The following is a 24868-nucleotide window of genomic DNA, read 5'->3' as shown; positions in this document are numbered from 1 at the left end:
CTTCACGCGGCGGGCTGAACCCGCGCTGCACAGGCAATGAAGAACCCGTCGGTGGAATCGGGCCCCGGCGACAGGCGGATACCCTGCCCGCGCGGGCGCCCCAGCGGCAGCGCAAGCGCGCGCGGCTGCAGGTCGGGGTGGCGGGCGAGCAGGGCGTCGAACTGCCCCGCCCCTTCCTCGTCGAGCAGCGAGCAGGTGACATAGACGATCCGCCCGCCGGGCTTGACCAGACGCGCCGCCACATCGAGCAGATAGGCCTGCAGCGTGGTTAACCGGGACAGTTCCTGTTCGTCGAGCCGCCAGCGCGCTTCGGGATTGCGGCGCCAGGTGCCGGTGCCCGAACAGGGCGCGTCGACCAGCACCGCATCGGCCTGGTCGGCGAACGCGGCCAGCGCCTCCATCTCGCGCTGCGGGTTGAGCAGGATGGTGGCGATATCCGCCGCGCCCGCGCGTTCGGCGCGCGGGGCCAGCCGCGAGAGGCGGTTACGATCGGTGTCCGAGGCGATCAGCCGCCCCTGGTTGTCCATCGCCGCGGCCAGCGCGAGCGTCTTGCCGCCCCCGCCCGCGCACAAATCGATCACGGTTTCCCCCGGCTGCGCGCCCACCGCGAGGCAGGCGAGCTGCGAGCCGGTGTCCTGCACCTCGATCTCACCCGCGCGGAATGCCGGCCATTGTTCGACCGGCGTACCGGTGGCCAGCCGCAGCCCGTGCGGGGCGGCGGTGGGTTCGGCGGTTTCGGGCAGCGTCACCGTGGCGCGTTCGGCCTTGAGCGTGTTGACGCGCAGATCGAGCGGCGCGCGGTCGAGCAGGGCCTCGGCCTCGCCGCCTTCGACACCCGACGCCGCCAGGCGCGCGATCAGCCAGGACGGCGCGACGCCGCCTTCGGCGACCGGCTCCCCCTCGGCGATCGGCGCGGCGCCGTAATTGGAACCATCGAACAGCGGCGCAATCGCCGGATCGGTCTCGGCCAGCCGCAGCATCGCCGCGCGGCCGCTGGCGGGCACCGGACCGCAAGCGCGGATCGCGGCATAGACCAGCTCGCGGATCGCGCGCCGGTCCTTCGACCCGGCAAAGCGGTTGTTGCGGAACCATTCGGCGAGGATCCGGTCGGCGGGCGCGGCTTTCGCGCGCGCGGCCTCGACGATCCGGTCGAGCAGCTCGATCGCAGTCTGGACCCGGGCGGCGGGCGTCATGACCTAACGCGTCGGATAGTTGGGCGCTTCGCGGGTGATCGCCACGTCATGGACATGGCTTTCGGCCAGCCCGGCATTGGTGATCCGGACGAATTGCGCGCGCTTGCGCAGATCCTCGATCGTGGCGCTGCCGGTATAGCCCATCGCCGCCTTGATCCCGCCGACGAGCTGGTGAACCACCGCGCTGGCCGGGCCCTTGTAGGGCACCTGTCCCTCGATCCCCTCGGGGACCAGTTTCTGCTGGCTGATATCGGCCTGGAAATAGCGGTCGGCGCTGCCGCGCGCCATCGCGCTGACGCTGCCCATGCCGCGATAGGCCTTGTAGCTGCGGCCTTGGTAGATGAAGGTTTCGCCCGGCGCTTCCTCGGTCCCGGCCAACATCGAGCCGATCATCACCGTGCTTGCGCCCGCCGCCAGCGCCTTGGCGGCATCGCCGCTGGTGCGCAGGCCGCCATCGGCGATGACGGGGATGCCATATTCCTCGGCCGCCTCGGCGCTGTCCATCACCGCGGTCAGCTGCGGCACGCCGACGCCCGCGACCACGCGCGTGGTGCAGATCGAGCCCGGGCCGATCCCGACCTTGACCGCATCGGCGCCTGCCCCGGCCAGCGCCTTGGTCGCTTCGGCAGTGGCGACATTGCCCGCGATCACCTGCACGCTGTTCGACAGCTTCTTCACCCGTTCGACCGCGCGCGCGACATCCATGTTGTGGCCATGCGCGGTGTCGATCACCACCACATCGACCTCGGCGTCGATCAGTGCCTCGGTGCGTTCGAAGCCCTTGTCGCCCACGGTGGTCGCGGCAGCGACGCGCAGGCGCCCGGTGGGGTCCTTGGTGGCATCGGGATAGGCGACCGCCTTCTCGATATCCTTGACCGTGATCAGCCCGACGCAGCGTCCGGCGTCATCGACCACCAGCAGCTTTTCGATCCGCCGCTGGTGCAGCAGCCGGCGCGCCTCTTCCTGCCCGGTGCCGAGCGGTACGGTGGCGAGGTTCTCGGTCGTCATCAGTTCGCCGATGGGCTGGCGCGGGTTCTCGGCAAAGCGGACGTCGCGATTGGTCAGTATCCCGACCAGCTTGCCGTCGCGATCGGTCACCGGGATGCCGCTGATGCGGTTGACGGACATGATGTCCTGCGCCTCGCCCAGCGTGGCTTCGGGGTGGATGGTGATCGGATTGACCACCATGCCGCTTTCATAGCGCTTGACCGCGCGCACCGCGGCGACCTGTTCGTCGACTTCGAGATTGCGGTGCAGTACGCCGATCCCGCCCAGCTGCGCCATGGCGATCGCCATGTCGGCTTCGGTTACCGTGTCCATCGCGCTGGACACCACCGGGATGCTGAGGCCGATGTCGCGCGTCAGCCGACTGGCGGTCCGCGCCATCGACGGCAGGATATCGCTCTCGGCCGGACGCAGGAGAACGTCGTCGAAAGTAAGGCCGAGGGGAATGTCGAAATGTGCCACGTGGAGAATCGCCTGCCGGGGGAGAAATGTGGCGGCCCATGTAACGACGGATGGTGAAACTAGCTAGTGCCCATAACCGCGCTCTGCGGCCTGGTCGCTTTTGCACCGGCCGGCTACCCCCTTCCGGACAGCGCGCCATCCCGGGCTCACCGCACCGGCCGCCGCCGATTGCGATGCAGGTAAATCCGGCCGATCACTCCGATCGCGCCGAGCGGAAACAAGGCGCGCATCACCTCCGGTTCCCAGCTCCCCGCCGCGGCGCTGAACGATACGGTCGGAGCCGCCACACCGAGGAACCAGTACAAATGGTCCGGCGCATGCGAGACCAGCGCCGCACCGCCCACGCCGACGAAGGCGAGGATCACCCACAGGGGTTTCAGCGCCAGGCCGGGTTCGCGCAGCGCCGCAATGGCAACCCCCACGCTGACGAGGAGACTTGCGGCCGCAGCCACGAGGAAGGGTACCAGCAAACCCGGCATACGCGCTTATTCCGCGGTCCAGCCGCCATCGACGCTCCAGTTGGCGCCGTTGACGTTCTGCGCCTCGTCGCGGCACAGGAACACGGCAAGCGCGCCGATTTCGTCGGGCTGGACGAACTTCTTGGTCGCCTGCTTGACCAGCAGCACATCGTTGATGACCTGCTCGCGGGTCAGCCCGCGCGCCGCCATCGTGTCGGGGATCTGGTTTTCGACCAGCGGGGTCCACACATAGCCCGGGCTGATGCAATTGGCGGTTACGCCGAATTCGGCGAGTTCGAGCGCGACGGTCTTGGTCAGGCCGTCGAGCCCGTGCTTGGCCGAATTATACGCCGACTTGAACGGGCTGGCGACCTTGGAATGCGCGCTGGCGGTATTGATGATCCGCCCCCACCCCTTGCGCTTCATCGCGGGCGCGGCGAGCCGCGTGGTGTGGAACGCAGCGGTCAGGTTGAGCGCGATGATCGTGTCCCATTTTTCGACCGGGAAATCCTCAACAGGCGCGACATGCTGCATCCCGGCATTGTTGACGAGCACGTCGATCTCGCCCGCCTCTGCCATCATCGCCTCGATTTGCGCGACATCGGTCAGATCCGCACCGCTATGCGTCGCGCCCAGTTCCTTGCACAATCCGGCGATCTCACCCGCATCGCCAAAGCCGTTGAGGACCACCTGCGCCCCCGCACCCGCCAGCGCGCGCGCAATGGCGAGGCCGATGCCGCTGGTCGATCCGGTGACCAGTGCGCGCTTGCCTTCGAGGAATTGGGCGTGAAACATTTGGCTCTCCGGACATTGTAGGAATGGTCGATTTCGGCCATCGCGCACATACTAGCGGCTGTAAAGCGGCCAGACATCGGGGGAAGACATGCGGCTCAATCCGTTCAATACCGGCAATATCAACGTACGATCGAGCGGTGGCGGCGGTGTCCCCGGCGGCAAGGCGGGCGGGATCGGCTGCGGCACGATCGTGATCGCCGCAGTGGGCTATTTCGTCTTCGGGCTCGACCCGATGCAGACCGCGGGCATGGTCGAAGGCGTGCAGCAGGGCCAGCAGCAGGCGGGCCCGGCGAACACCAACGAACAGGAAGTGTGCACCAGCAGCGAATTCGCGCGCGAGGCGTGCAACGGCCTGCAATCGCTCAACCAGACCTGGGCGGGCACCTTCGAGGCGCAGGGTTATGGTGACCAGTTCCGCCAGCCCACGCTCGACCTTTACGGCGGCGGCGGGGTGAACACCGGCTGCGGCAGCGGGACCTCGGCGATGGGACCGTTCTACTGCCCCGCCGACCAGACGATCTATATCGATACCAGCTTCTACGACACGCTCGAACGCCAGCTTGGCGCGGGCGGCGATTTTGCGCGCTACTACGTGCTCGCGCATGAATATGGCCACCACATCCAGACGATTACCGGGATTTCTAGCCAGATCCGCAGCGCGCAGCAGCAGAACCCGAGCCGGGCGAACCAGCTGCAGGTGCTGATGGAATTGCAGGCGGATTGCTATGCCGGGGTCTGGGCGGGCAAGAACCGCAATCTGATCGAGCCGGGGGATATCGAGGAAGGCATGCAGGCCGCCGCCGCGATCGGCGACGACCGGCTGACCGGCGGGCGGGTCTCGTCGGAGAACTTCACCCACGGCACGTCGCAGCAGCGCAGCGATGCCTTGCGGCTGGGCCTGCAGGGCGATGACCGCGCCTGCGACCGGATTACCAATATCGGCTAATCGGCGCGCCCGCGGGCGCGAAAAAGGGCGCGCTCCCGTCGCCCGCGTCCGTTTGGCTCACGCTGCAGGGGCTCAGCGCGACAGCCGCTCGATCTCCGCGTCGATATCCGCAAGGATCTCGGCACGCATCTCATCGGACCAGTTCCGATCCGCTGCGAGCGACTCGCGCGTGTGCTTGAGCGCCTTCAGCGCCACCGTATCGCCATAGCTTTCGCACACATACATGGTGGTGCGGCCCTTGGCATCGACCTTGGTGGTGACCGCGCGGTCCTTGTCGAGGCATTTCATCACCACTTTCGGCGCGCTGGCGATGGCCTTTTCCGCCACTGCCTCGGCGCGGACCTGTGCCACTTCGGCATGCGCTTCGGCCAGGGCAAGCTGGACCTCCCGGCGGCTCTCAGCGCGGTCGACCTGCCGCGCTTCGATCTGCTGCAGTTCGCGCTGCACCTTGCCGCCGTCGGCCAGGTCCTCGCGCAATTGCGCCATTTCCTTCTTGAAGGCGCGCTTTTCCTTGTCGCTCATCTGGTCCCAGTTGCGGCCGTCCCAGCGGGCATGGCGCGCCGGGTCGCGCTCGACCCGTGCCATGGATTCGCGTGCCCGTTCGAGCTCGCGTTCGGCGCGCTCGATATCGCGTTCGGCGCGGTCAAACTCACGCTCGATCGTGCGCTCCATCGCGGCGACGAATTCGCGGTCGCTGGGCGGTTCGGGCGCTTGCGGGGCATCCGGCGCTTCCGGCGTGAGCGGCGACAGCGGCGCGACGGGCGTTTGCAGCGCAAAGGGCTCTCCCGGCACGTGGGCGGCAATCCCTTCGGCATACCCGATGCTCGCGGTCATCGGCAGCGCGAACACGGCAGCGGCCACCGCGCCGCGTACGGCAAAGCGGCGGCGGCGCGAATGGTCGGTCATCGGCAGGCTGCGCAGCCGATGGATGATCGACTTGTCGCCGAGCACGGGACAGGCCATCGGCGCCGCCAGCGCGGGCCGCGGCGCGATCTGCGGACGGCGGGCGAAATCGGCGATGATCGCGGCATAGGCGGCGCGTTCTTCGCGGCTGCGGCTGGCGACCACGCGCGCATCGCAGGCGGCTTCCTGGTCGCGGCGCATGGCGGACCAGCCCATCCAGCCCAGCGGGTTGAACCAGTGGATCGCGAACAGCGGCTGGACCAGCACATTAACGAGGATGTCGTGCCCGCGGTGATGGGCTAGCTCATGCGCAATCGCGAGATCGCGCACCTGGCGTTCGCGGCTGGCCATGAAGCCATCGGGCAATGCCACAACCTTGTCGAACACCCCGAAGGCCATCGGACCCGAGATTGCAGTGGTCTCGATCAGGCGGATCGGGCCGACCTCGCCGACGGGGCGCGCATCCTCGAGCAATTCGCGGCGCAGCTCGCCATACAGCCAGAACCGGCGGCCCATGAAGATTGCCGCGCCGACCAGCCAGACGATCACCAGCGGAGTGAGCAGGTCGATGGGTGTGTCGAGCGGCGCAGTCCCGGCGGGGGAGACGAATTCACTATAGGAAAACCCGCTCTCGGCACTCGGCGCAAACGCCAGATCGGCGGCAATCACCTCGCTGCCGGCGTCGCCACCACCCGAAAGGTCGGGACGCATCCATGCAGGCAGTGTCACCGGCGGGAACAGCATCCGGATAAGCGGCAGGAACCATAGCGCATAAGCCGCGCCCGCGCCGAGATATTTGGCCACCGGGCGGCGCAGCAGCAGCGCAACGCCGATCAGCACGCCAGTCCACACCAGCGTATCGAGCAGGAACAGGCTCCAATATTCGCGGATTAGCTCGGTCATTTGCGCATCTCCCTCAAGAGCGCTTCGATTTCGACGAGGTCGTCGTCGGTGAGCGCCTCGCTCTCGGCCAGTTGGGCAAAAAGCGGGGCGGCGCGGCCGCCGAACAGCCGGTCGACCAGTCGGCGGCTCTCACCACCGACATAGTCGGACCGCTCGATCAGCGGGCGATACAGGAATTTGCGACCCTGGGGCTCGGTGCTGACCACCTGTTTCTGGACGAGACGGCTGAGTAGCGTCTTGACGGTCGGGATCGACCAGTCGCGCCGGGCGCAGATCGCCTCGCACACTTCGGCGGCGGAGATCGGATTGCGGTCCCACAGCACTTCCATAACGGCGTGCTCGGCTTCGCTGATCCGCTCGCCCGGGGCGTCCTTGCGCTTGCTCATTCCCACCTCCTGATCGTCATCTGATCGTCACGCGTAATTCTTCGATTACGTCTGTAGCCACATCGACTACGAATGTAAACCTGAAGCGTGGATGAATGCGCGGGAAAGGTCCTTGCTTCTCGACCAACGACATATCACTCTGGATCAATGACACGGATCCTGGCCGCGCTGGCCCCGCTCACCCTTTTCGCCACGCCGATCGCCGCGCAGGACGACTCGCTGCCCGAGGCGGATATCTACGCGACCCAGCTGGTCGTGATCGAAACCACCATGGGCGATATCACGGTGGAAATCGAGACCGAGCGCGCGCCGGTGACCGCGGGTAATTTCCTGCGCTACGTCGACGAGGACCGGTTCGACGGCACCACTTTCTACCGCGCGATGCATCTCGATTGGGGCGAACCTCCCAACGGGTTGCTGCAGGGCGGCACGCAGATGCACCCCGACCGCGTGCTCGACCCGATCGCGCATGAACCGACGACCCAGACCGGCCTCAGCCATACCAATGGCGCGCTGTCGATGGCACGTTACGATCCGGGCAGCGCGACGGGCGATTTCTCGATCATGATCAAGGACCAGACCGGGCTCGATGCGACCCCGGCCTCGTCCGACCCGAGCCTGCAGGCGGGCTTCGCGGTGTTCGGCCAAGTCGTCGCCGGGATGGACGTGGTCCATGCGATCCACGCGCTCCCGCCCGATCCCCACAAGGGCGAAGGCTGGATGAAGGGGCAATTGCTGGCCGATCCGGTCGAAATCATCGATATGCGCCGGGTGGATGCGCCGGCTGGCACGGACTGACTGGAGATCCGGCGACTAGGCGATTGGCCCCTCGTCCTCGCCGCATACGCTGGCTCGGTCGATGCGGAAGATCTTGACCTCCCCCACCCCTTTCAGCGTGTGCACTTCCGCGCCCGAAAAGGGCATCGCGGTCCGCGCCGAGAGATAGGTGGATTCGCTCACCGCGATACCGCCGGGTTCGGCAATGCCTTCAACCCGGCTGGCGACATTCATCGTGTCGCCCCAGTAATCATAGGCATAGCGGCGGCTGCCAACCACGCCGCCAACCACCGGGCCGGTGTGGATGCCGACGCGGACCTGGACGTCGAGGTCGGTTTCCTGCGCGAAGACGCGGATGCTGCGGATGACGTCGCAGGCAAAGGCGATCGCTTCGCCAGCGCCGCGATCGCCTGAGGCCTGCCCGCCCGAAACCGCCAGATAGGCATCGCCGATGGTCTTGACCTTCTCCACCCCGGTGCGGTCGGCGCACTCGTCGGCGATCGAGAAGACTTCGTTGAGTACCTTGACCAGCATGCCGGGCGACAGCCTGCGCGCCAGCTTGGAGAAGCCGACGATATCGATGAAGATCACCGATACGTCGGAGAAGGAATCGGCCACCGCCTGCCCTTCGCGCAGCCGTGCGGCGACTTCGGGCGGGAGCACGTTGAACAGCAGTTCCTCGGTCTTGCGGCGTTCGAGTTCGAGCGCCTGCCCCGCGGCGAAGGTCTTGCGCGCGCGGCGGTCGATGTCCCAGTTCACGAAGGTGGCGAAAGTGAAGAAGGTGGTGAAATTGGTGAAGGTATAGACCTTGTTCACGATCCCCCGATCGGCCTGCACCAGGAAGGCGAGATAGATCACCAGCACGATCCCGGCCCAGGCCAGGTAATAGCGGGTGGTCGCGACGAAGCCGACGCTGGCGAAAACCATCAATATGCCCAGGTTGATGATCGCCATGCCGAAGCGCGAAATGCCGGTGATCGCGGCTTGGTCGCCCAGCGCGTCGATCAGCATGATCATCGCCACGCCCAGCGCGGTGAAGATGAGCATGTCGACCCATCCCCGCTCGACATAGAACCGCGTGAAGGTGAGCGCGATGATCCCGACCAGCGCGGCGATGAAGATGCCCGCCGCGAGATTGTAGGCGATCACGCCCTCGCGCGGGAAATGCAGCGGATTGAACCCGATATAGGAAAGCAGCGTAACAATGCCGATCCCGGCAAGGAAGCGCGTACCGGGAATGCGCGCCAGCCGCTCGCCCTCGACATAGGCGCGCTCAGTGTTTGGATCTTCGAAACGCCCCAGCATCGATTGCCCCCCAATGCCCCCTGCATCGGCGAACCTACCCAATGCCGCGCGGCAAGACCAGCGGCTGGCGCAGGCAGGTGCCCGGCCCGGCCGGGCGCAGTGCGAATATCAGCGGGTTTCGCGCGCCAGCCGGCTCATCAGGATGGCCGAGCGCTGCGCCTGCCGCACGATCGAGCGCAAGTCGATCGTCTCGCCCTCGGCATGGCTCCCGCTGCCCGCCGGCCCCATCCCGGCCAGCCCGTCGACATAGGGCGCGACGAAGCTGATATCGGCTGCCCCGCGGCGCGACGGGGGATAGGGCTGCATCGCCTCGCGCCCGAGATCGGCGTTGATCGCATTGAGCCGGTCGAGCAGCGCGGCATTGCCCGCGGTCGGCGCCATCGGAGGATAGCGGAACTCGATCGCGATGGTCGCCTCGGTGCCCGGCAGGTGCTGCGCGACGATGGCGCGCATCCGCTCGGCGGTCACCTCGTTCTGTGCCGGGGTCAACGCGCGCAAATCGCCGCGTGCCACCGCCTGTGAGGGGATGATGTTGGTCTTGCCGCTGGTGGTGGCGGACAGGCCGTCTTCGCCCAGCTCCGCCGGGGTTCCGCCCGCCATGAAACCGACGTTGTAGGTGAGGTTTTCCTCGGGCAATTCGCGCCGGAAGGCGTCGAGTATGCGCGCCAATTCGTAGATCGCGCCATAGCCCGCATGGTCGGAGAATATGCCCGAGCTGTGCCCGCTGCCCGCGCGCGTGGTCAGCGTCCAGCTGCCCGACGAACGCCGCGCGATCACGCCTGCGTCCACGCCATCGAGCTGCGACAGTCCCTCGTAGCCGAGCGCGACATCGGCCCATTTGCCCGCCTCGACCAGGTCGCGGCGCGCGGCGTCCAGCGGTTCGCCCGCATCTTCCTCGTCGCCGGTCAGCGCGACAACGATATTCGCGCCTTCCAGCGTACCTGCCGCCTGCATTGCGCGCAGCGCAGCGAGGATGACCACGATGCCGCCCTTGTCATCAACCACGCCGGGGCCGGTCGCGCTGTCGCCATCGCGGACGAATCCGGTGAAGGGAGAGTCCGGTTCGAACACCGTATCGAGATGCCCGATCAGCAGCATCTTCGTGGTGCCCGGCACGCCCTCGTGCCGCGCAAACAGGTGGCCTGCGCGCCCCTGCGCCGACTGGTCGATCCATTCGACGTCAAAGCCGAGCGCCGCGAATTCGGGCGCCAACACATCGGCCACCGCCATCACGCCCGCATGGTTGTGCGAACCCGAATTGATGAGCGTGATTTCCTCGAGCAGCGCGACATCGTGCTCGAACCCTTCCTCGACGGTAGCGACAATGGCCTGTTCGGGCGCAGTGAGCTGCGCGGCGAGAGGGCTGGCGATTGCGACCGCGAAAGCCAGCGCGGGAAGAACGAAACGCATTGCCCGACTTGGCCAAGCCGGACGGACAAAGTCAACGCGATTGCCGAGGTTACCAAATTTTGGTATCGTCAAACACATGGCCAGCAAGAACACTTCGATCGCCCTCGGCAAACCCTATACCGATTTCGCGCGCAAAAAGGTGGAAAGCGGCGATTTTGCGACCACGAGCGAGGTCGTGCGCGAAGCCATGCGGCATTACATTGCGAAGGATGCGAAGCGCGAAGCACTCGACCGCGCGCTCAAGGAAGGGCTCGACAGCGGCCCGGCCCGGCCATTCGACTTTGACGATTTCCTTCGCGAGATGCGCGCCAACTACAAGGCCGACTGATGCCGTTCCGCCTGCGCGATGCCGCGAAGGTCGATCTGGCCACCATCTGGCTTGATACGGCGGATCGTTGGGGTGTCGACCAGGCCGATGCCTATGTCCGCGCCATCGAGACCCGCATCGGGCGTATATGCGACTACCCGGAAAGCTATTCCGATTACGAGGGACCGTCGGACACCTTCCGCAAGGCCCCGAGCGGCGAGCATCTGATTTTCTACGTGGTCGAAGGCCGAATGGTCGACATCGTCCGCATCCTGCACAATCGCATGGACGCGGACGACAGCCTCTAGCGCAGGACCTGTCGGGAACGCGTCAGGCGCCGGCCGCAAACCGGCGGGCGCCCCGCCCGCATCAGTAAACCCGCTTCTTCGGCTCGATGTACTTCGCGTCGTCGGTCAGCGTGTATTCGTGGACCGGGCGGTAATCGATCTTCACGCCGCCGCCATTGCCGCCCCAGCCGTCGAACCAGGCGATGGTGTGCTTCATCCATTCGGCGTCGTTGCGATCGGGGAAATCCTCATGCGCATGCGCGCCGCGGCTTTCCTTGCGGTTTTCTGCCGAAGCCATGGTGACATTGGCCTGCGCCATCAGATTGTCGAGCTCGAGCGTCTCGATCAAATCGCTGTTCCAGATCAGCGAGCGGTCGAAGACCTTCACGTCCTCCATGCGCTTGTTGATCTGCTTCAGGTTTTCGACGCCTTCGGCCATCAGCTTGCTGTCGCGGAACACCGCCGCATGGCGGGTCATGGTCTTCTGCATGTCCGCGCGCAGCTCCGCCGTCGGCGTGCCGCCATCGGCATAGCGGAAATGGTCGAGCCGGCTGAGCGACAGTTCGGCGCTGTCCTTGGGCAGTTCGTCATGGCTGGTGCCCGGCTTGATCAGTTCCTTGAGCCGGTGCCCGGTCGCGCGGCCAAACACCACGAGGTCGATCAGCGAGTTCGAACCGAGGCGGTTGGCACCGTGCACCGAGACGCAGGCAGCCTCGCCCACCGCGAACAGGCCGGGGACGATCTTTTCGGGATCGGTCTTGTCGCCCGCCATCACTTCGCCGTGATAGTTACAGGGGATGCCGCCCATGTTGTAATGCACCGTCGGGGTGACGGGCAGCGGTTCGCGGGTCAGGTCGACCCCGGCGAAGATCTTGCCGCTCTCGGTGATCCCCGGCAGGCGCTGGCCGAGCACGGTCGGATCGATGTGGTCGAGATGGAGGTAGATGTGGTCCTTTTCCGGACCCACGCCGCGGCCTTCGCGCATTTCCAGCGCCATCGAGCGGCTGACGACGTCGCGGCTGGCGAGGTCCTTCGCGCTCGGCGCATAGCGTTCCATGAACCGCTCACCTTCCGAATTGGTGAGGTAGCCGCCCTCGCCGCGTGCGCCCTCGGTGATGAGCACGCCCGCGCCGTAGATGCCGGTGGGGTGGAACTGGACGAATTCCATGTCCTGCAGCGGCAGGCCGGCGCGCAGCACCATGCCGCCGCCATCGCCGGTGCAGGTGTGGGCGCTGGTGGCGGTGAAGTAGCAGCGGCCATAGCCGCCGGTCGCCAGCACCACCGCCTTCGAACGGAAGCGGTGGATCGTGCCATCGTCGAGGCACATGGCGATGACGCCGACGCAGACACCGTCCTTCATGATCAGGTCGAGCGCGAAATACTCGATGAAGAAGTCGGCGTCGTACTTCAGGCTCTGCTGGTAGAGCGCGTGGAGCATGGCGTGACCGGTCCGGTCGGCCGCGGCGCAGGTGCGCTGCACCGGCGGGCCTTCGCCCATGTTCTGCATGTGCCCGCCGAACGGGCGCTGGTAGATCGTGCCGTCGTCATTGCGGCTGAAGGGCACGCCGGCGTGCTCCAGCTCGTAAACCGCCTGCGGTGCTTCGCGTACCAGATATTCGATCGCGTCCTGGTCGCCGAGCCAGTCGGATCCCTTGACCGTATCGTACATGTGCCACTGCCAGTGGTCAGGCGTGTTGTTGCCGAGGCTGGCGGCGATACCGCCCTGCGCCGCGACGGTGTGCGAACGGGTCGGGAAAACCTTGGTGATGTTGGCGGTCTTGAGACCGCTTTCGGCGGCGCCCATCGTGGCGCGCAGGCCCGAACCGCCGGCGCCGACGACGACCACGTCATAGGTATGGTCGGTGATCGGATATTCGCGGCCATTGATGCTGAAGGTTTCGGTACGGGCCATCAGGCGGCTCCTCCAAAGGCGAGACGTGCGATCGAAACGAGGCCGAAGGCGCCGCCGCCGATGGTTGCAAGGTTGAGAAGGGCGATGACACCGAATTTGGTCCCGGCGTCGTGGACATAGTCTTCGATCAGCACCTGCAGCCCAAGCCGTGCGTGCCAGAAGACCGAAATGATCAGCAGCGCCAGCGCAGTGGCGGGAACCGTCTGCGCGGCCCAGCCGGCGACCGTGCCGTAGGAATAGTCGGGCAGCAGTGCGAGACTGACCGCGAGAAACAGCATCAGCACCAAATTGCCGATGGCGGTGAAGCGCTGCAGCAGCCAGTGATGCGCGCCTTCATGCGCCGAGCCGAGCCCGCGCACGCGTCCGATCGAGGTTCCGTTTCCCATGGGTCTAAGCCTTTAGCGAAGCAGGATGAGGGCCCAGAAGCCCGCAGTGAGAAGAATGCCGAGCAGCGGCGCGAGGATCGACCAGGTCTTGTTCGTATCGAGCTCGTAGCCGGCCCCGATATCGAGCACGAAATGACGTAGGCCGCTCATCATATGACTGAAAAACGCCCAGCTCAGCCCGACCAGCACGACCATGCCCAGCGGCGAACCCATCAGGGTTTCGAACTGGCCATAGGCTTCGGGTCCCGCGGCCATCGCGCCCAGCCACCACAGCAGCACGCCGAGACCGACCAACGCCATGCCGTCGCCGGTCACGCGGTGGAGGATCGAGACCGCCATATGCGGACCCCATTTCCAGATTTGCAGGTGCGGCGCCATCGGGCGGTTGGCCATGGTCATCTTCCGGTTGAGACAATTGGAGTGCTTCCCTTAGCGATATGGGCGTGTGTGACAAGGCGCGCGGCCTCGACAAGTTGCGCAAATTTTTCGAATAGGGTTTGCATGACATGCATTCTTCTTACCGGCTCCAGCCGCGGAATCGGGGCGGCGGCAAAAACCGCGCTCGAAGCCCGCGGTGCCCAGGTCATCGGCCAGGCCACGCGGAGCAATTCGATCGACACCATCCCCGCCGATTTCTGCGAACCGGGGGCGCCGCAGGAAGTGTGGCAGGCCGCGCTCGCGCGGTCGGGCGGGCAGATCGACGTGCTGGTCAACAATGCCGGGCTGTTCGATCCCAATCCGATCGACCGTTCGGATATCGCCTGGCTCGATGCATGGGAGGATACCATGCGGATCAACCTGACCGCCGCAGCACAGCTCAGCCGGTTCGCGGTCCGGCACTGGCAGGAGCGCGGCTCTGCGGGCCGGATCGTCCATGTCGCCAGCCGCGCCGGGCACCGCGGCGATTCGCCCGCGCATTGGCATTATGCGGCGAGCAAGGGCGGGATGCTGGCGATGCACAAGACCATCGCCCGCCAATATGCGCGCGAGGGTATCCTGAGCTTCGCCATTACCCCCGGCTTTACCGATACCTCGATGGCGGGCGATTACCTCGACAGCCGCGGCGGGCCCGGCCTGCTCGCGGATATTCCGCTGGGGCGCGTGGCCGAGCCCGAAGAGATTGCCAGGCTGGTCGAATTCTGCGCACTCGATGCGCCGCCCAGCATGACGGGCGCCACGCTCGATGCCAATGGAGCCAGCTATGTCCGCTAGACTGTTGTCCGCCCTCGCCCCGGTGCTGCTGGCCTCCGCCTGCGCGCCGCCGATCCAGACGCTGGCCCCACTGCCTCAGCCCGAACAGGTCACCCCGCAGCAATGGGCGGCGACCTGTTCCGAATGGGACGAATGGGACAAGCCCGCCCCGCCCTATCGCATCCATGGTTCGACCTATTACGTCGGCACTTGCGGTATCTCCGCCATCCTCGTCGCGGGGGCGCAGGGACACGTGTTGATCGACAGCGGCACCGAGGCGGGCGCGCAGGTGGTGCTCGACAATATCGGCAAGCTCGGCTTCCGCCCCAACGAGATCGCCAGCCTGCTGCACAGCCACGAGCATTTCGACCATGTCGGCGGGCATGCGGCGATCAAGCGGGCGAGCGGCGCACATGTCGTCGCCTCGCCGCGCGCCGCCGCGGTCTTGCGCAGCAGCCAGGACGATCCCGACGACCCGCAATATGGCATGCACGATCCGATGGAACCGGTCGCAGTCGATGTCGTGGTGCATGATGGCGAAACCGTGCGCAGCGAAACCGCGACGCTGACCGCGATCGCCACGCCGGGGCATACACCGGGCGCGCTGAGCTGGGCGTGGGACTCCTGCGATGCGGCAGGCGAGTGCATTGGCATCGTCTATGCCGATTCGCTTTCGCCGGTGAGCCGCGACGACTACCGCTTCGGCGACCATCCCGATTATGTCGCCGCCTATCGCGCGGGCCTGCAACGCCTGCGCGACCGGAAATGCGATCTCCTGCTCACACCGCATCCCTCGGCCAGCGACATGGTCGCGCGCGCGGCCAGCGGTTCGCTGGTCGGCGGGATGTCCTGCGCCGACTATGCCGATGCGGTCGAAGCCCGGCTCGACAAGCGGCTGGCGGATGAAGCCGGTGGCTGATGCGTGGAAGATCCTCGCCGAAGTGTCGAAGCCCGTCGCCAAGGCCGCGCTGGTCGCGCATGAGGACGCGCTCGACTGGCCGGTCGAATGGGTGGTCACCGGAATGGAGATCGCCGACCATTTGCCCGATGACTGGACTGTCGAAGTCTATCTCGATCGCCAGCCGAAATCCTCCGACCTGCAACGTGTGGCGGCGCTATTTGAAGGCAAGCCGCCCGCTTTCGTGGTCGAGAAGTTGCCCGATACCGACTGGGTGACCGAAAGCCAAAAAGGCGTCGACCCGATCCGTGCGGGCCGGTTCCATGTCCGCACGCCCGAACATCCGGCCGATCCGGCAATGGTCGATTTCGTCGTTCCGGCCAGCCAGGCCTTCGGGACGGGGCAGCACCAGACCACTGCGGGCTGTCTCGCCATGCTCGACCTGATGAAGCGCGAGGGCGTGGTCGCGCGCAACCATGCCGATATCGGCACCGGCACCGGCCTGCTCGCCTTTGCCGCGATCCATCTGTGGCCGCACGCCACGGCCACCGCATCGGATATCGACCCGGTTTGCGCGGGCGTGGTGCGCGACAACATGGCGACCAACGCTGTCCGCCAAGGCCACGGTCCCGGCGAACTGACCATGGTCATCGCCGATGGAATGGACGATCCGCTGCTGGCGCTGCGCGGTCCCTACGACCTGTTCATCGCCAACATCCTGGCCGGGCCGCTGGTCGAACTTGCGCCGTCCTTCGCCGCCGCCATCGCGCCGGGCGGGAATCTGCTGCTCGCAGGGCTGCTCGAAACGCAGGAGGCGCGGGTGCGCCGTGCCTACCGCGCACGGGGCTTCCGGCTGGCACGGCGGCTGGTGCGCGGCGACTGGTCGATCCTGTGGCTGCGCAAAAGCCGCGTGCGGTGAACCGCGCGGCGAAATGGGCCGCCTGGGCGATCGCGGTGCCGTTTTCCCTGCTGACGCTGTTCCTCCTCGCCGCGTGGATCGGCAGCGCGCTCCCGCGCAATGGCGACTGGGTCGAGCCCGCCACCGGCGTCGAGATCATGATCGAAACCAACGGCATGCACACTGCAATCGTCATGCCGCTGGTGACCGCGCAGAAGGATTGGCGGCCCGCCTTTCCCGTGGGCGATCTTGGCGCACCCTATCGCCCCTATACGCATGTGTCGGTTAGCTGGGGCGAGCGCGAGGTTTTCCTCAACACGCCGACTTGGGGCGATATCACGCCCGCCACGATCCTGGGCGCGGCAGTGGGCGGCGACAGCCTGCTCCATATCGCGCATTACACCCGCCCCGCACGCAGCTACACGATCCGCCCGCTGCGGATAACGCGGAGGCAATACGCCCGGCTGGTTGCGGCGATCGAGCGCCAGGTCCTGCCGCCCGCTGTCCGCAGATCCTATCGCGGATATTACGCCAATGACGTCTTCTACGACGCGCCGGGGACCTATCATCTGGGCAACACCTGCAACCAGTGGACCAGCGACACGCTGGCCGAAGCGGGTATCCGCACGGGCCGCTGGACCCCGCTGGCGGGCGGCGTGATGCGCTGGATTCCGTATGAAACGCTCGACAGCGCCCGCTAGGCGCGGCTAGGTGGCCGCCATGCAAGACGCTCCCGAGCCTTCGATATCCGGGCCCGAGACCGGTTCTTCCGCCTCACCCGTCCATCCGCTGATCACCCGCCGCCGCTCGCTCGCCAAGGCGGTCTCGTGGCGCGTGGTCGGCTCGCTCGACACGCTGCTCCTGTCCTTCCTGCTGATCACCTATCTCGGGCCGATGTTCGGGCTCGAACACAGCCCGCGCGAGGCGATGGGTGCGGCCAGCCTGATCGCGCTGACCGAAGTGGCGACCAAGATGGTGCTCTATTATCTCCATGAACGATTCTGGGAATGGAACCGCTGGGGCACCGAGCTGCTGGGGACCCGGCGCCGCGAAAGCTACCGCCGCAGCACGACGAAAACCGCGACATGGCGTGTACTTGCCTCGCTCGACACGACGCTGCTGGCGTGGCTGTTTACCGGCAGCGTGGCCACCGCGCTCTCGATCGGCGGGCTCGAAGTGGCAACCAAGCTGGTGCTCTATTTCTTTCACGAGCGCGTGTGGGCGAACATCGGCTACGGCATCGTCGCAGGCGCGCCAGCGGCCCGCATGGCAAACGATCCGCTCGACGCGCGGCTGTCCGAAAGCGCCGCCTCCTAGCGCACCGCCTCAGGCGAGGCCCGCATCCGCCGCGGGCACACCCGCCACCGGGCGCCCGACATCGAGCATCGCGCGCACCCGTTCGGAGAACATCAGCTGGCCTTGCGGATAATAGCGGCGGTGGATCCGCATCAGCTCGGCCAGATGCGCAGTGTCCAGCGTCTTGCAGAACTCGGGGCCCAGCGCGCTCTTGCCGAAATGCGGGCGCGTGTCGGGTTCGTAATGCATCACCAGCCGCTGGAGCCGTTCGAGCCAGGCATAATCGCGCGGATCAGCGAACAGGTCGATCGCGGCCATCGGGCGCTCGGCATTGGCGGCGAAATGCGGCCCCGCCTCGCCCGGCATCTCGCGCACCGAGATGATCCCCTTGAGGAAGAAGCCGAGATCGCGCAGCCCGTCGGCCTCGCGGATGATGAACTTGACCACCGCGGGCGCTTTCTCGAGCGGGACGAAGAAGGCGAGATTATAACCGGTATAGGTGGTCGAGAACAGCCCGCGCGTAATGCTCGGCGCGCGGTTTTCCTTCAGCCCCGGCTGCGGATCGTAGAGATAGTCGAGATCGTCGGGATCGGTGATCACCCGCTCGCTCTGCTTCAGGTCGAGCCAGTCGATGATCCGTTGCATCGGGCGGCGCAGCTTGGGCAGGAACCGGTCGAGCTTGTAATAGCGCCGCAGGAACCAGGCGGCGAACTTGCCGCTGCCGCCGCTGGCCTTAGGGTGCGTGGCGATGGCCCCCGCCTGGTCGCATTCGGCCAGCGCGTGGAGCATGATCACCGGGTCTTCGGGGTTGGTATAGGGCATCACCGCCCAGTTCACCGCCAGCGCGCCCTGCTTGAGCTCTTCAAGCTTGGACAGCCGGCTCATCGAGCTCACCGAGACGTAGGATTCGAGCGGCTTGGTCTCGAGCACCAGTTCCACGATCGGCGCGATCGTCCCGAAGGACAGCGCGACATAGGCGAACTCCGGATCGCCGCGCTTCAGCGTGACGCGCTGCCCGCCGCCGTCGAGGAAGGTCAGCTCGACGATCGCATCGGCCATCACCGCGCGCGGGCCGAAGCCATGCGTCCCGGTCGCCAGCGCGCCGATCACCGATTGCTCCATGTAATTGCCCGCATTGTGCAACCCGCGGCGATGCTCGTCGCGCAGATATACCTTGAGGTCGCGCACCGAGACCGAGGCGCCCACGCGCACGGTCTCGCTCGCCGGGTCATAGGCCAGCGTCGTCAGCCCGCCCTCGCGCATCATCATCGCGGTGACGCTGGGGACCACCTGCACGCCGTTATAGGAATGCGACTTGCCCACGCAGCTGAACTCGCCCTCGCAGATCAGCTGGGCCAGCTGCGCCTCGTCCTGCGGCACCCGCGCCTCGGTTTCGGTGCGAAAGACATTGATCCACGTGCGAATCCAGCGTTTGCCATTCGTGCCCACGGCCCGCGCGTCCGCGCGCCGTTCGCAATAGCGACGATAATACCCCATCATGGCGTTTCCCCCTGCCAACCCCTTGTGCGCACGCCATAACCCGCTGCGCGCCGGGAATCGAGGACAGGAACGACAATACGCACCGGAACCTCCGCCCGGCCGGACCGCTGTTGGAGGAGCATTCGGAACCAGGAGACCCCATGACCAAGACGCTGCTCATCACCGGCGCCTCGACCGGCATCGGCGCCGCCACCGCCCGCGCTGCGGCACAGGCGGGCTGGAACGTCGCGCTGCTCGCGCGCTCGAAAGATACATTGGAAGACCTTGCCGGGGACATCGGCGAGCAGGCGCTCGCATTGCCCTGCGATGTGACCAGGCGCGACGAGCTGGACGAGGCGGTGGCGCAGGCAGTGGCGCATTTCGGCGGGCTCGACGCGGTCTATGCCAATGCCGGCAAGGGCACCTCCACTCCCGGTATCGAGCAGGGCGATCCGGACGATTGGCACGCGATGATCCATCTCAACGTGCTCGCGGTGCTCACCACCGCGCATGCCACGCTGCCGCACCTGCGCAAGACCAGGGGGCATTTCGTGGTCACCGGGTCGAAGGCCGGACGCGACCACATGAAGGGCTCGGTCTATGGCGCGACCAAATGGTTCGTGCAGGGCTTCGCGGGCAATCTGGCGGAGGAAATGCGCGAATGGGGCGGCCGCTGCACGCTGATCACCCCCGGCATGGTCGACACGCCGTTCTTCGACGAACCCAAGCCCGACAAGATCCAGCCCGACGATGTCGCCAATGCGGTGGTCTTCGCGCTGTCGCAGCCGCGCAGCGCGGATGTGCGCGAGATCCACATCATGCCGGGCGGCTGATCAGCCGCGCAGCGCGTCTTCCAGCGTCTGGAGGGCGGCGCGCGCAAAGGCTTCCATATTGGCGATGCGGTCGTCGCTGCCGGTCTCGGTCCGGCGGGTGAATTCGAACCCGCCGGGCCCCGCCACCGCCGCGCAGCTGCGCCCCGCGGGTGCACCGCTGGGGTGGCTCGACCCGCCGACCGAACCGCTTTCCGCCAGCCCCCATTGCGCGCCGAAATTGTCGCGGATCGCGCGCGCCTGCAGCAGCGCGTAATCCTCGCTCGCGCCGCGCATGCCGGCATAGGCGTCGCGCGGCAGGTCGAACAAGATGTCGCGGGCGCGGAAGGAATAGACCACCCCGCCCCCGACGAAGAAATCGAGCGCGCCGGGCACGGTGAGCAGCGATGCCGCGACCAGCCCGCCGGTCGCTCCGTCGGCCACCGCGACCTTCTCGCCGCGCTGGCGCAGCAGATCGGCAATGCGCAGCGCCTGTTCGTGGGTCTGCTCGAGCATGTCAGCCGGCCGCCTTGACGATTTCGGCCCAGCCGGCCTCGTCCACCACCTCGATCCCCAGTTCGGCGGCCTTCTTCAGCTTGCTGCCCGCGCCCGGCCCCGCGACCAGCAAATCGGTCTTGGCGCTGACCGAGCCGCTGGCCTTGGCGCCGAGCCGTTCGGCCTGCGCCTTGGCCTCGTCGCGGCTCATCGTCTCGAGCTTGCCGGTGAACACCACCGTCTTGCCGCTGACCGGGCTGTCGCGTGTCTCGACCTCGTAGCGCTGCGGTTCGACCACCCCTTCGCCCGGTGCCTCGCCGATCAAATCGTTCCACACGCTGCGGTTGTGCTCTTCATGGAAGAAGTCGGCCAGTGCATGGCCCACCGCAGTGCCGATCCCGTCGGTGCGGACTTCGAAAATGCGTTTCACCGCCTCGACCATGCGCGTGTTGAACGGGCTTTCCTTCTCGCCCTCGGCGCGCGGGTGTTCGAGGCAGTAGGTCCGGAATTCGGCGGCCTTCCGGGGCAGCAGGCGGATATCGCCCAGCCCCTTCATCAGGTCGCGCGCGGTGACCGCGCCGACATGGCGGATCCCCAGTCCGAACAGCAGCCGCGCGGCATCGGGTTCACGGCGCGCTTCCACAGATTCCAACAAATTATCCACAGAGCGCTCCTTCCACCCGTCGAGCGCGAGAATGTCCGCGCGCCGCTGCTTCAGGCGGAAGATGTCGGCGGGGCTTTCGAGCCAGTCGAGCGCAAAGAACTGGTCGATCGTCTTCTCGCCCAGACCGTCGATGTCCAGCGCCCCGCGGCTGACGAAATGCTTAAGCCTTTCCGTGCGTTGTGCAGGACATATGAGACCGCCTGTGCAGCGCACATCGACCTCGCCCTCTTCCGCCACCGCCTCGCTGCCGCATTCGGGGCAATGGTCGGGGAAGTGGAAGGCATCGCGCTCCGCCTCGGACGTGAGGTTATCCACAAGCTGTGGAATAACGTCGCCCGCGCGTTGGACCACCACGCGGTCGCCCGGCCGCACGCCCAGCCGCGCGATCTCGTCGCGATTGTGCAGCGTGACATTGGTCACGGTGACACCACCCACCAACACGGGGGCAAGCCGCCCGACCGGGGTCAACTTGCCCGTCCGCCCGACCTGGATGTCGATGCTCTCGAGCGTGGTCTCGGCCTGTTCGGCGGGGAATTTGTGCGCCAGCGCCCAGCGCGGCGCCTTGGCGACGAAGCCGAGCCGCTGCTGGTAGTCGAGCCGGTCGACCTTGTAGGCCACGCCGTCGATTTCATACGGCAGGTCGGGCCGCGCGGCGGCGATGGTCTCGTAATGCGCGAGGATCGCGGCGGCATCGTCGAACCGCGCGAACAGCGGCGAGACGGGCACGCCCCAGCGCTCGATCACGCGGACCACCTCTTCCTGCGTGTCGCCCGGCACATCGGAGGCCGCACCCCAGCCATGCGCCCAGAACTTGAGCGGGCGCTGCGCGGTGACCTCGGCGTCCTTCTGTCGCAGCGATCCGGCAGCGGCATTGCGCGGGTTGGCGAACTGGCGGACCTTGGCGGCGTCGAGCTCCTCGCCCTTCTCCTCCGCTGCGGCGCGCGCGTCATCCATCAACCGCGCGTTGAGCGCCTCGAAATCGGCGCGCCCCATATAGACCTCGCCGCGGATCTCGAACACGTCGGGCGCATCGCCGCCAAGCTGCTGCGGAATGTCGGCGATATGCGCGACATTGGGCGTCACGTCCTCGCCCACCTGCCCATCGCCGCGCGTCGCCGCGCGCACCAGAGCGCCCTTTTCGTAACGCAGCGAGCACGACAGGCCGTCGATCTTGTCCTCGGCCGTAAATGCCACCGGATCGTCCGCCGCCAGCGACAGGAACCGTCGCACGCGCGCGACCCATTCCTCGACCTCCTCGGCGTTGAAGGCGTTGTCGAGGCTCATCATGCGAACCTCGTGCGTCACCTTGCTCAGCGGCGAGGTGGTGGCCGTGTGCCCAACCTTGCGGCTGGGCGAATCCTCGCGCACGAGGTGCGGAAACGCCGCCTCCAGCGCGGCATTGCGCCGCACCAGCGCGTCATATTCCGGATCGCTTATCTCGGGGGCGTCTTCGGCATGGTAGAGCCGGTCATGATGCGCGATCTGCTTCGCCAGCCGCATCAATTCATTGGCGGCTTCGGCTTCGGTAATGTCGATTGCCATTCTAGGCCCCCTCTTCTTCAGAGGAGGGGGTTTGGGGGTGGTGTTCGCGACCTTTCGGCCAGCGATCCGCTGTTTCTTCAAGCACGCTCGTCAACTTCTCCAGCACCCCGTCCAGATTGCGCATGATCTGGTGATTGGTGAAACGCACGGTCGTAAATCCATGGTCCCGAAGCATCGTTCCATCGCGGTCCGCATCGGTCACCGGGTCATGTGTATCGCCATCCACTTCCACCACCAGCCCTTTCGCCGGACAGAAGAAATCCACGATCCGGTGCCCGATCACGACCTGTCGCCGGAACTTGAAACCATCCAGACGCCTGCCGCGCACCTCGTTCCACAACCGCCGTTCGGGTTCGGGCATATCGCGGCGCATTCGGGCGGCGCGAACACGAAGCGTCTCTGGCGAGACGCCACCACCCCCAACCCCCTCCTCTGAAGAAGAGGGGGCTTTTGGCGCGGGCATCACACGCCCTCCAGCAGCCGATCGGCCTGCGCCCTCGCTTCAGGCGTAACCTCGGCTCCCGAGAGCATGCGCGCGATCTCTTCCTGCCGCCCGCCTTCGTCGAGCAGCGCGACGCTGGTCTTGGTCACCGTGCCGTCGCTCGATTTGGCGATCATGTAATGCATGCGCCCGCGTGCGGCGACCTGCGGGCTGTGCGTTACCGCGAGCAATTGCCCGTCGGCGGAGAGCCGCGCGAGCCGTTCGCCGATCGCGCTGGCGACCGCTCCGCCGACGCCGCGGTCGATCTCGTCGAAGATCACCGTCGCCGCCCCGCCCTGCTCGGCCAGCGCGACCTTGAGCGCGAGGATGAAGCGCGACAGTTCGCCGCCGCTGGCAATCTTGGTGAGCGGCGCGAAATCGGCGCCGGGATTGGTGGCGATGAGGAATTCGACCGCATCCATGCCGCTCGCGCCCCATTTGTCCTCGGGCAAGGCCGTCACCGCAGTGCGGAAACGCGCAGCGTCGAGCTTGAGCGGCGCCAGTTCGCGCGTCACCGCCTCGTCGAGCCGCAGCGCGGCGGCAATGCGGCTGGCGTGCAGCGCTTCGGCCGCCGCGCGGTAGCCCGCGCCGGCATCCTTCGCAGCCGCTTCGAGCGCATCGAGCTCGGCCTCGCCGCCCTCGATGCTTTCGAGCTGGCCGCGCATCGTTCGCATCAGTTCGGGCAGTTCGTCGACCTCGCAGCGGTGCTTGCGCGCTAGCGCACGCAGTTCGAACAGCCGGGTTTCGGCGGCATCAAGCGCGGCGGGGTCGTGGACCAGCGCCTCGGCGGCGGCCTGCAGCTTCTCTTCCGCCTCGCCCGCCTCGATCACCGCGCGGTCAAGCGCGCCCAGCGCTTCGGCCAGCAGCGGGTGTTCGGGCGCGATGCGGTCGAGCCGCCGCGCCGCCACGCGCAGCGAGGCGAGCGGCGAATCCGAGCCTTCCCACAAATGCCGCAGTTCCTCGAGATCGCCCGACAGCTTCTCGCCCTTCTGCATGTCCGCGCGGGTTGCGGCGAGCCGTGCCTCTTCGCCCGCCTGCGGTTCGAGCGCGGTCAGTTCGGCGAGATGCGCGAGCAGCAAATCCTGGTCGGCCTTGGCGGTTTCCACCGCGCCGCGCGCTTCGGCCAGCGCCTCCTCGGCGCTGCGCCATTTGCTCCACGCCTCCGCGACCCGCGCGGTGTCCGCCCCGGCGAACCGGTCGAGCAGCGCCCGGTGTCCGCGCGGATTGACCAGCCCGCGATCGTCATGCTGGCCATGCAGTTCGACGAGGAAGCCCGCCATGTCGCGCAGCAGGCCGACGCTGACCGGCTGGTCGTTGACGAAGGCGCGGCTCTTGCCGTCGGGTTTGAGCTGGCGCCGCACGATCAGCGGTTCGCCGTCCTCCAATTCGATATCCGCATCGTCGAGCAATCGGGTAAGCCCGCGCGGCAGGGTGTTGAAGTCGAAGGTGGCCGAAACGCTGGCCTTGTCCTCACCGCCGCGCACCAGCCCGCTGTCGGCGCGATTGCCCAGCACCAGCCCCAGCGCATCGAGCAGGATCGACTTGCCCGCACCTGTTTCGCCGGTGAGCACGCCGAGCCCGCGCCCGAAGGCGAGGTCGAGCGCCTCGATCAGCACGATATTGCGGATGGATAGCCGGGTCAGCATGCCAGGCCCTGTTAGCCGCTGCCGCCAGCCAAGT

Annotated in this window: 26 protein-coding genes; 10 read left to right on the top strand and 16 right to left on the bottom strand. The window is 66.8% G+C overall.

Going from position 1 to position 24868, the window contains the following annotated elements; translation table 11 throughout:
* Positions 1–2: 2 nt before the first annotated feature.
* The 4 genes from V6B15_RS05255 to V6B15_RS05240 all read right to left on the bottom strand — a co-directional run bounded on the left by V6B15_RS05255 (position 3) and on the right by V6B15_RS05240 (position 3913).
* A complete protein-coding gene (locus V6B15_RS05255; protein WP_334200302.1) occupies positions 3–1193 on the bottom strand; it encodes an RsmB/NOP family class I SAM-dependent RNA methyltransferase in 1191 nt (396 codons plus the stop codon).
* A gap of 3 nt (positions 1194–1196) precedes the next feature.
* Positions 1197–2660 (bottom strand): IMP dehydrogenase, encoded by a 1464-nt coding sequence (gene guaB / locus V6B15_RS05250; RefSeq protein ID WP_334200301.1) that lies wholly within the window; start codon positions 2658–2660, stop codon positions 1197–1199.
* A 146-nt stretch (positions 2661–2806) separates the two neighbouring features.
* A complete protein-coding gene (locus V6B15_RS05245) occupies positions 2807–3139 on the bottom strand; it encodes a hypothetical protein (protein ID WP_334200300.1) in 333 nt (110 codons plus the stop codon).
* A 6-nt stretch (positions 3140–3145) separates the two neighbouring features.
* Entirely contained in the window at positions 3146–3913 is a 768-nt protein-coding gene (locus V6B15_RS05240) for a 3-hydroxybutyrate dehydrogenase (protein ID WP_334200299.1), read from the bottom strand.
* Positions 3914–4001: 88 nt separating this feature from the next.
* On the opposite strand from V6B15_RS05240, the gene ypfJ reads away from it, so the two are divergent.
* Positions 4002–4859, top strand: a complete 858-nt coding sequence (gene ypfJ / locus V6B15_RS05235; protein ID WP_253515410.1) for a KPN_02809 family neutral zinc metallopeptidase — start codon at positions 4002–4004, stop codon at positions 4857–4859.
* Between the two features lie 72 nt (positions 4860–4931).
* Here the strand turns inward: ypfJ and V6B15_RS05230 are convergent, their stop codons facing one another.
* Both V6B15_RS05230 and V6B15_RS05225 read right to left on the bottom strand, forming a co-directional pair.
* Positions 4932–6665, bottom strand: a complete 1734-nt coding sequence (locus V6B15_RS05230; protein WP_334200298.1) for a M56 family metallopeptidase — start codon at positions 6663–6665, stop codon at positions 4932–4934.
* Entirely contained in the window at positions 6662–7051 is a 390-nt protein-coding gene (locus tag V6B15_RS05225; protein ID WP_253515408.1) for a BlaI/MecI/CopY family transcriptional regulator, read from the bottom strand. Before V6B15_RS05225 ends, V6B15_RS05230 begins: the two co-directional genes overlap by 4 nt.
* Positions 7052–7198: 147 nt before the next feature.
* On the opposite strand from V6B15_RS05225, the gene V6B15_RS05220 reads away from it, so the two are divergent.
* The gene (locus tag V6B15_RS05220) at positions 7199–7849 is read left to right on the top strand and encodes a peptidylprolyl isomerase (RefSeq protein WP_334200297.1); all 651 of its coding nucleotides are present in this window, start codon (positions 7199–7201) and stop codon (positions 7847–7849) included.
* 15 nt (positions 7850–7864) lie between these two features.
* Here the strand turns inward: V6B15_RS05220 and V6B15_RS05215 are convergent, their stop codons facing one another.
* Both V6B15_RS05215 and V6B15_RS05210 read right to left on the bottom strand, forming a co-directional pair.
* Positions 7865–9133: an adenylate/guanylate cyclase domain-containing protein gene (locus tag V6B15_RS05215; protein ID WP_334200296.1), complete on the bottom strand. Its 1269-nt coding sequence runs from the start codon at positions 9131–9133 to the stop codon at positions 7865–7867.
* 108 nt (positions 9134–9241) lie between these two features.
* A complete protein-coding gene (locus V6B15_RS05210) occupies positions 9242–10543 on the bottom strand; it encodes a M20/M25/M40 family metallo-hydrolase (RefSeq protein ID WP_334200295.1) in 1302 nt (433 codons plus the stop codon).
* 76 nt (positions 10544–10619) lie between these two features.
* On the opposite strand from V6B15_RS05210, the gene V6B15_RS05205 reads away from it, so the two are divergent.
* Complete coding sequence (locus V6B15_RS05205; protein ID WP_334200294.1) at positions 10620–10871, top strand: type II toxin-antitoxin system ParD family antitoxin; 252 nt, start codon at positions 10620–10622, stop codon at positions 10869–10871.
* Positions 10871–11158, top strand: a complete 288-nt coding sequence (locus V6B15_RS05200) for a type II toxin-antitoxin system RelE/ParE family toxin (RefSeq protein WP_334200293.1) — start codon at positions 10871–10873, stop codon at positions 11156–11158. Before V6B15_RS05205 ends, V6B15_RS05200 begins: the two co-directional genes overlap by 1 nt.
* Positions 11159–11219: 61 nt before the next feature.
* Here the strand turns inward: V6B15_RS05200 and sdhA are convergent, their stop codons facing one another.
* Genes sdhA through sdhC form a run of 3 tightly spaced genes read right to left on the bottom strand, consistent with a single transcriptional unit; the run spans position 11220 to position 13828 of the window.
* Positions 11220–13049: a succinate dehydrogenase flavoprotein subunit gene (gene sdhA, locus V6B15_RS05195; protein WP_334200292.1), complete on the bottom strand. Its 1830-nt coding sequence runs from the start codon at positions 13047–13049 to the stop codon at positions 11220–11222.
* Positions 13049–13435: a succinate dehydrogenase, hydrophobic membrane anchor protein gene (sdhD, locus tag V6B15_RS05190; RefSeq protein WP_334200291.1), complete on the bottom strand. Its 387-nt coding sequence runs from the start codon at positions 13433–13435 to the stop codon at positions 13049–13051. The genes sdhA and sdhD overlap by 1 nt, the downstream gene beginning before the upstream one ends.
* A 12-nt stretch (positions 13436–13447) precedes the next feature.
* A complete protein-coding gene (gene sdhC, locus V6B15_RS05185) occupies positions 13448–13828 on the bottom strand; it encodes a succinate dehydrogenase, cytochrome b556 subunit (RefSeq protein ID WP_334201328.1) in 381 nt (126 codons plus the stop codon).
* 108 nt (positions 13829–13936) lie between these two features.
* Here sdhC and V6B15_RS05180 point away from each other — a divergent pair, with 108 nt between their 5' ends.
* The 5 genes from V6B15_RS05180 to V6B15_RS05160 are packed head-to-tail and all read left to right on the top strand — an operon-like array spanning position 13937 to position 17739.
* A complete protein-coding gene (locus tag V6B15_RS05180) occupies positions 13937–14647 on the top strand; it encodes an SDR family NAD(P)-dependent oxidoreductase (RefSeq protein WP_334200290.1) in 711 nt (236 codons plus the stop codon).
* A complete protein-coding gene (gene bla, locus V6B15_RS05175; RefSeq protein WP_334200289.1) occupies positions 14637–15545 on the top strand; it encodes a subclass B3 metallo-beta-lactamase in 909 nt (302 codons plus the stop codon). The genes V6B15_RS05180 and bla overlap by 11 nt, the downstream gene beginning before the upstream one ends.
* On the top strand, positions 15493–16443 hold the full coding sequence (locus tag V6B15_RS05170) for a 50S ribosomal protein L11 methyltransferase (RefSeq protein WP_334200288.1): 951 nt from the start codon (positions 15493–15495) through the stop codon (positions 16441–16443). The genes bla and V6B15_RS05170 overlap by 53 nt, the downstream gene beginning before the upstream one ends.
* Positions 16416–17123 carry a DUF2459 domain-containing protein gene (locus V6B15_RS05165; protein WP_334200287.1) on the top strand — a complete coding sequence of 236 codons (708 nt, stop codon included), beginning with the start codon at positions 16416–16418 and terminating at the stop codon, positions 17121–17123. Before V6B15_RS05170 ends, V6B15_RS05165 begins: the two co-directional genes overlap by 28 nt.
* Positions 17124–17142: 19 nt before the next feature.
* Positions 17143–17739 (top strand): DUF2061 domain-containing protein, encoded by a 597-nt coding sequence (locus V6B15_RS05160; RefSeq protein WP_253515393.1) that lies wholly within the window; start codon positions 17143–17145, stop codon positions 17737–17739.
* 9 nt (positions 17740–17748) lie between these two features.
* Here the strand turns inward: V6B15_RS05160 and V6B15_RS05155 are convergent, their stop codons facing one another.
* Complete coding sequence (locus V6B15_RS05155) at positions 17749–19218, bottom strand: FAD-binding protein (protein ID WP_334200286.1); 1470 nt, start codon at positions 19216–19218, stop codon at positions 17749–17751.
* 140 nt (positions 19219–19358) lie between these two features.
* Here V6B15_RS05155 and V6B15_RS05150 point away from each other — a divergent pair, with 140 nt between their 5' ends.
* Positions 19359–20030: an SDR family oxidoreductase gene (locus V6B15_RS05150; protein ID WP_334200285.1), complete on the top strand. Its 672-nt coding sequence runs from the start codon at positions 19359–19361 to the stop codon at positions 20028–20030.
* Here V6B15_RS05150 and V6B15_RS05145 read toward each other — a convergent pair whose 3' ends face one another.
* The 4 genes from V6B15_RS05145 to recN all read right to left on the bottom strand — a co-directional run bounded on the left by V6B15_RS05145 (position 20031) and on the right by recN (position 24834).
* Positions 20031–20522: a CinA family protein gene (locus V6B15_RS05145; RefSeq protein ID WP_334200284.1), complete on the bottom strand. Its 492-nt coding sequence runs from the start codon at positions 20520–20522 to the stop codon at positions 20031–20033.
* Between the two features lies 1 nt (position 20523).
* Positions 20524–22707 carry an NAD-dependent DNA ligase LigA gene (gene ligA / locus V6B15_RS05140; RefSeq protein ID WP_334200283.1) on the bottom strand — a complete coding sequence of 728 codons (2184 nt, stop codon included), beginning with the start codon at positions 22705–22707 and terminating at the stop codon, positions 20524–20526.
* A 1-nt stretch (position 22708) separates the two neighbouring features.
* A complete protein-coding gene (locus tag V6B15_RS05135; RefSeq protein WP_442969005.1) occupies positions 22709–23068 on the bottom strand; it encodes an endonuclease domain-containing protein in 360 nt (119 codons plus the stop codon).
* Positions 23069–23169: 101 nt separating this feature from the next.
* Complete coding sequence (gene recN / locus V6B15_RS05130) at positions 23170–24834, bottom strand: DNA repair protein RecN (RefSeq protein ID WP_334200281.1); 1665 nt, start codon at positions 24832–24834, stop codon at positions 23170–23172.
* Positions 24835–24868: the final 34 nt, after the last annotated feature.

This window comes from Qipengyuania sp. Mu-71, assembly GCF_036867055.1.
GTDB classification, from domain to species: Bacteria; Pseudomonadota; Alphaproteobacteria; order Sphingomonadales; family Sphingomonadaceae; genus Qipengyuania; species Qipengyuania profunda.
This window is presented reverse-complemented; position numbering and strand designations above follow the sequence as displayed.

Excerpts from the sequence above, each read along its gene's own strand:
- V6B15_RS05255 (WP_334200302.1), bottom strand. The coding sequence starts at position 1,193 with ATGACGCCCGCCGCCCGGGTCCAGACTGCGATCGAGCTGCTCGACCGG.
- V6B15_RS05245 (WP_334200300.1), bottom strand. The coding sequence starts at position 3,139 with ATGCCGGGTTTGCTGGTACCCTTCCTCGTGGCTGCGGCCGCAAGTCTC.
- V6B15_RS05240 (WP_334200299.1), bottom strand. The coding sequence starts at position 3,913 with ATGTTTCACGCCCAATTCCTCGAAGGCAAGCGCGCACTGGTCACCGGA.
- ypfJ (WP_253515410.1), top strand. The coding sequence starts at position 4,002 with ATGCGGCTCAATCCGTTCAATACCGGCAATATCAACGTACGATCGAGC.
- V6B15_RS05230 (WP_334200298.1), bottom strand. The coding sequence starts at position 6,665 with ATGACCGAGCTAATCCGCGAATATTGGAGCCTGTTCCTGCTCGATACG.
- V6B15_RS05225 (WP_253515408.1), bottom strand. The coding sequence starts at position 7,051 with ATGAGCAAGCGCAAGGACGCCCCGGGCGAGCGGATCAGCGAAGCCGAG.
- V6B15_RS05220 (WP_334200297.1), top strand. The coding sequence starts at position 7,199 with ATGACACGGATCCTGGCCGCGCTGGCCCCGCTCACCCTTTTCGCCACG.
- V6B15_RS05215 (WP_334200296.1), bottom strand. The coding sequence starts at position 9,133 with ATGCTGGGGCGTTTCGAAGATCCAAACACTGAGCGCGCCTATGTCGAG.
- V6B15_RS05210 (WP_334200295.1), bottom strand. The coding sequence starts at position 10,543 with ATGCGTTTCGTTCTTCCCGCGCTGGCTTTCGCGGTCGCAATCGCCAGC.
- V6B15_RS05205 (WP_334200294.1), top strand. The coding sequence starts at position 10,620 with ATGGCCAGCAAGAACACTTCGATCGCCCTCGGCAAACCCTATACCGAT.
- V6B15_RS05200 (WP_334200293.1), top strand. The coding sequence starts at position 10,871 with ATGCCGTTCCGCCTGCGCGATGCCGCGAAGGTCGATCTGGCCACCATC.
- sdhA (WP_334200292.1), bottom strand. The coding sequence starts at position 13,049 with ATGGCCCGTACCGAAACCTTCAGCATCAATGGCCGCGAATATCCGATC.
- sdhD (WP_334200291.1), bottom strand. The coding sequence starts at position 13,435 with ATGGGAAACGGAACCTCGATCGGACGCGTGCGCGGGCTCGGCTCGGCG.
- sdhC (WP_334201328.1), bottom strand. The coding sequence starts at position 13,828 with ATGGCCAACCGCCCGATGGCGCCGCACCTGCAAATCTGGAAATGGGGT.
- V6B15_RS05180 (WP_334200290.1), top strand. The coding sequence starts at position 13,937 with ATGACATGCATTCTTCTTACCGGCTCCAGCCGCGGAATCGGGGCGGCG.
- bla (WP_334200289.1), top strand. The coding sequence starts at position 14,637 with ATGTCCGCTAGACTGTTGTCCGCCCTCGCCCCGGTGCTGCTGGCCTCC.
- V6B15_RS05170 (WP_334200288.1), top strand. The coding sequence starts at position 15,493 with ATGCGGTCGAAGCCCGGCTCGACAAGCGGCTGGCGGATGAAGCCGGTG.
- V6B15_RS05160 (WP_253515393.1), top strand. The coding sequence starts at position 17,143 with ATGCAAGACGCTCCCGAGCCTTCGATATCCGGGCCCGAGACCGGTTCT.
- V6B15_RS05155 (WP_334200286.1), bottom strand. The coding sequence starts at position 19,218 with ATGATGGGGTATTATCGTCGCTATTGCGAACGGCGCGCGGACGCGCGG.
- V6B15_RS05150 (WP_334200285.1), top strand. The coding sequence starts at position 19,359 with ATGACCAAGACGCTGCTCATCACCGGCGCCTCGACCGGCATCGGCGCC.
- V6B15_RS05145 (WP_334200284.1), bottom strand. The coding sequence starts at position 20,522 with ATGCTCGAGCAGACCCACGAACAGGCGCTGCGCATTGCCGATCTGCTG.
- ligA (WP_334200283.1), bottom strand. The coding sequence starts at position 22,707 with ATGGCAATCGACATTACCGAAGCCGAAGCCGCCAATGAATTGATGCGG.
- V6B15_RS05135 (WP_442969005.1), bottom strand. The coding sequence starts at position 23,068 with ATGCCCGAACCCGAACGGCGGTTGTGGAACGAGGTGCGCGGCAGGCGT.
- recN (WP_334200281.1), bottom strand. The coding sequence starts at position 24,834 with ATGCTGACCCGGCTATCCATCCGCAATATCGTGCTGATCGAGGCGCTC.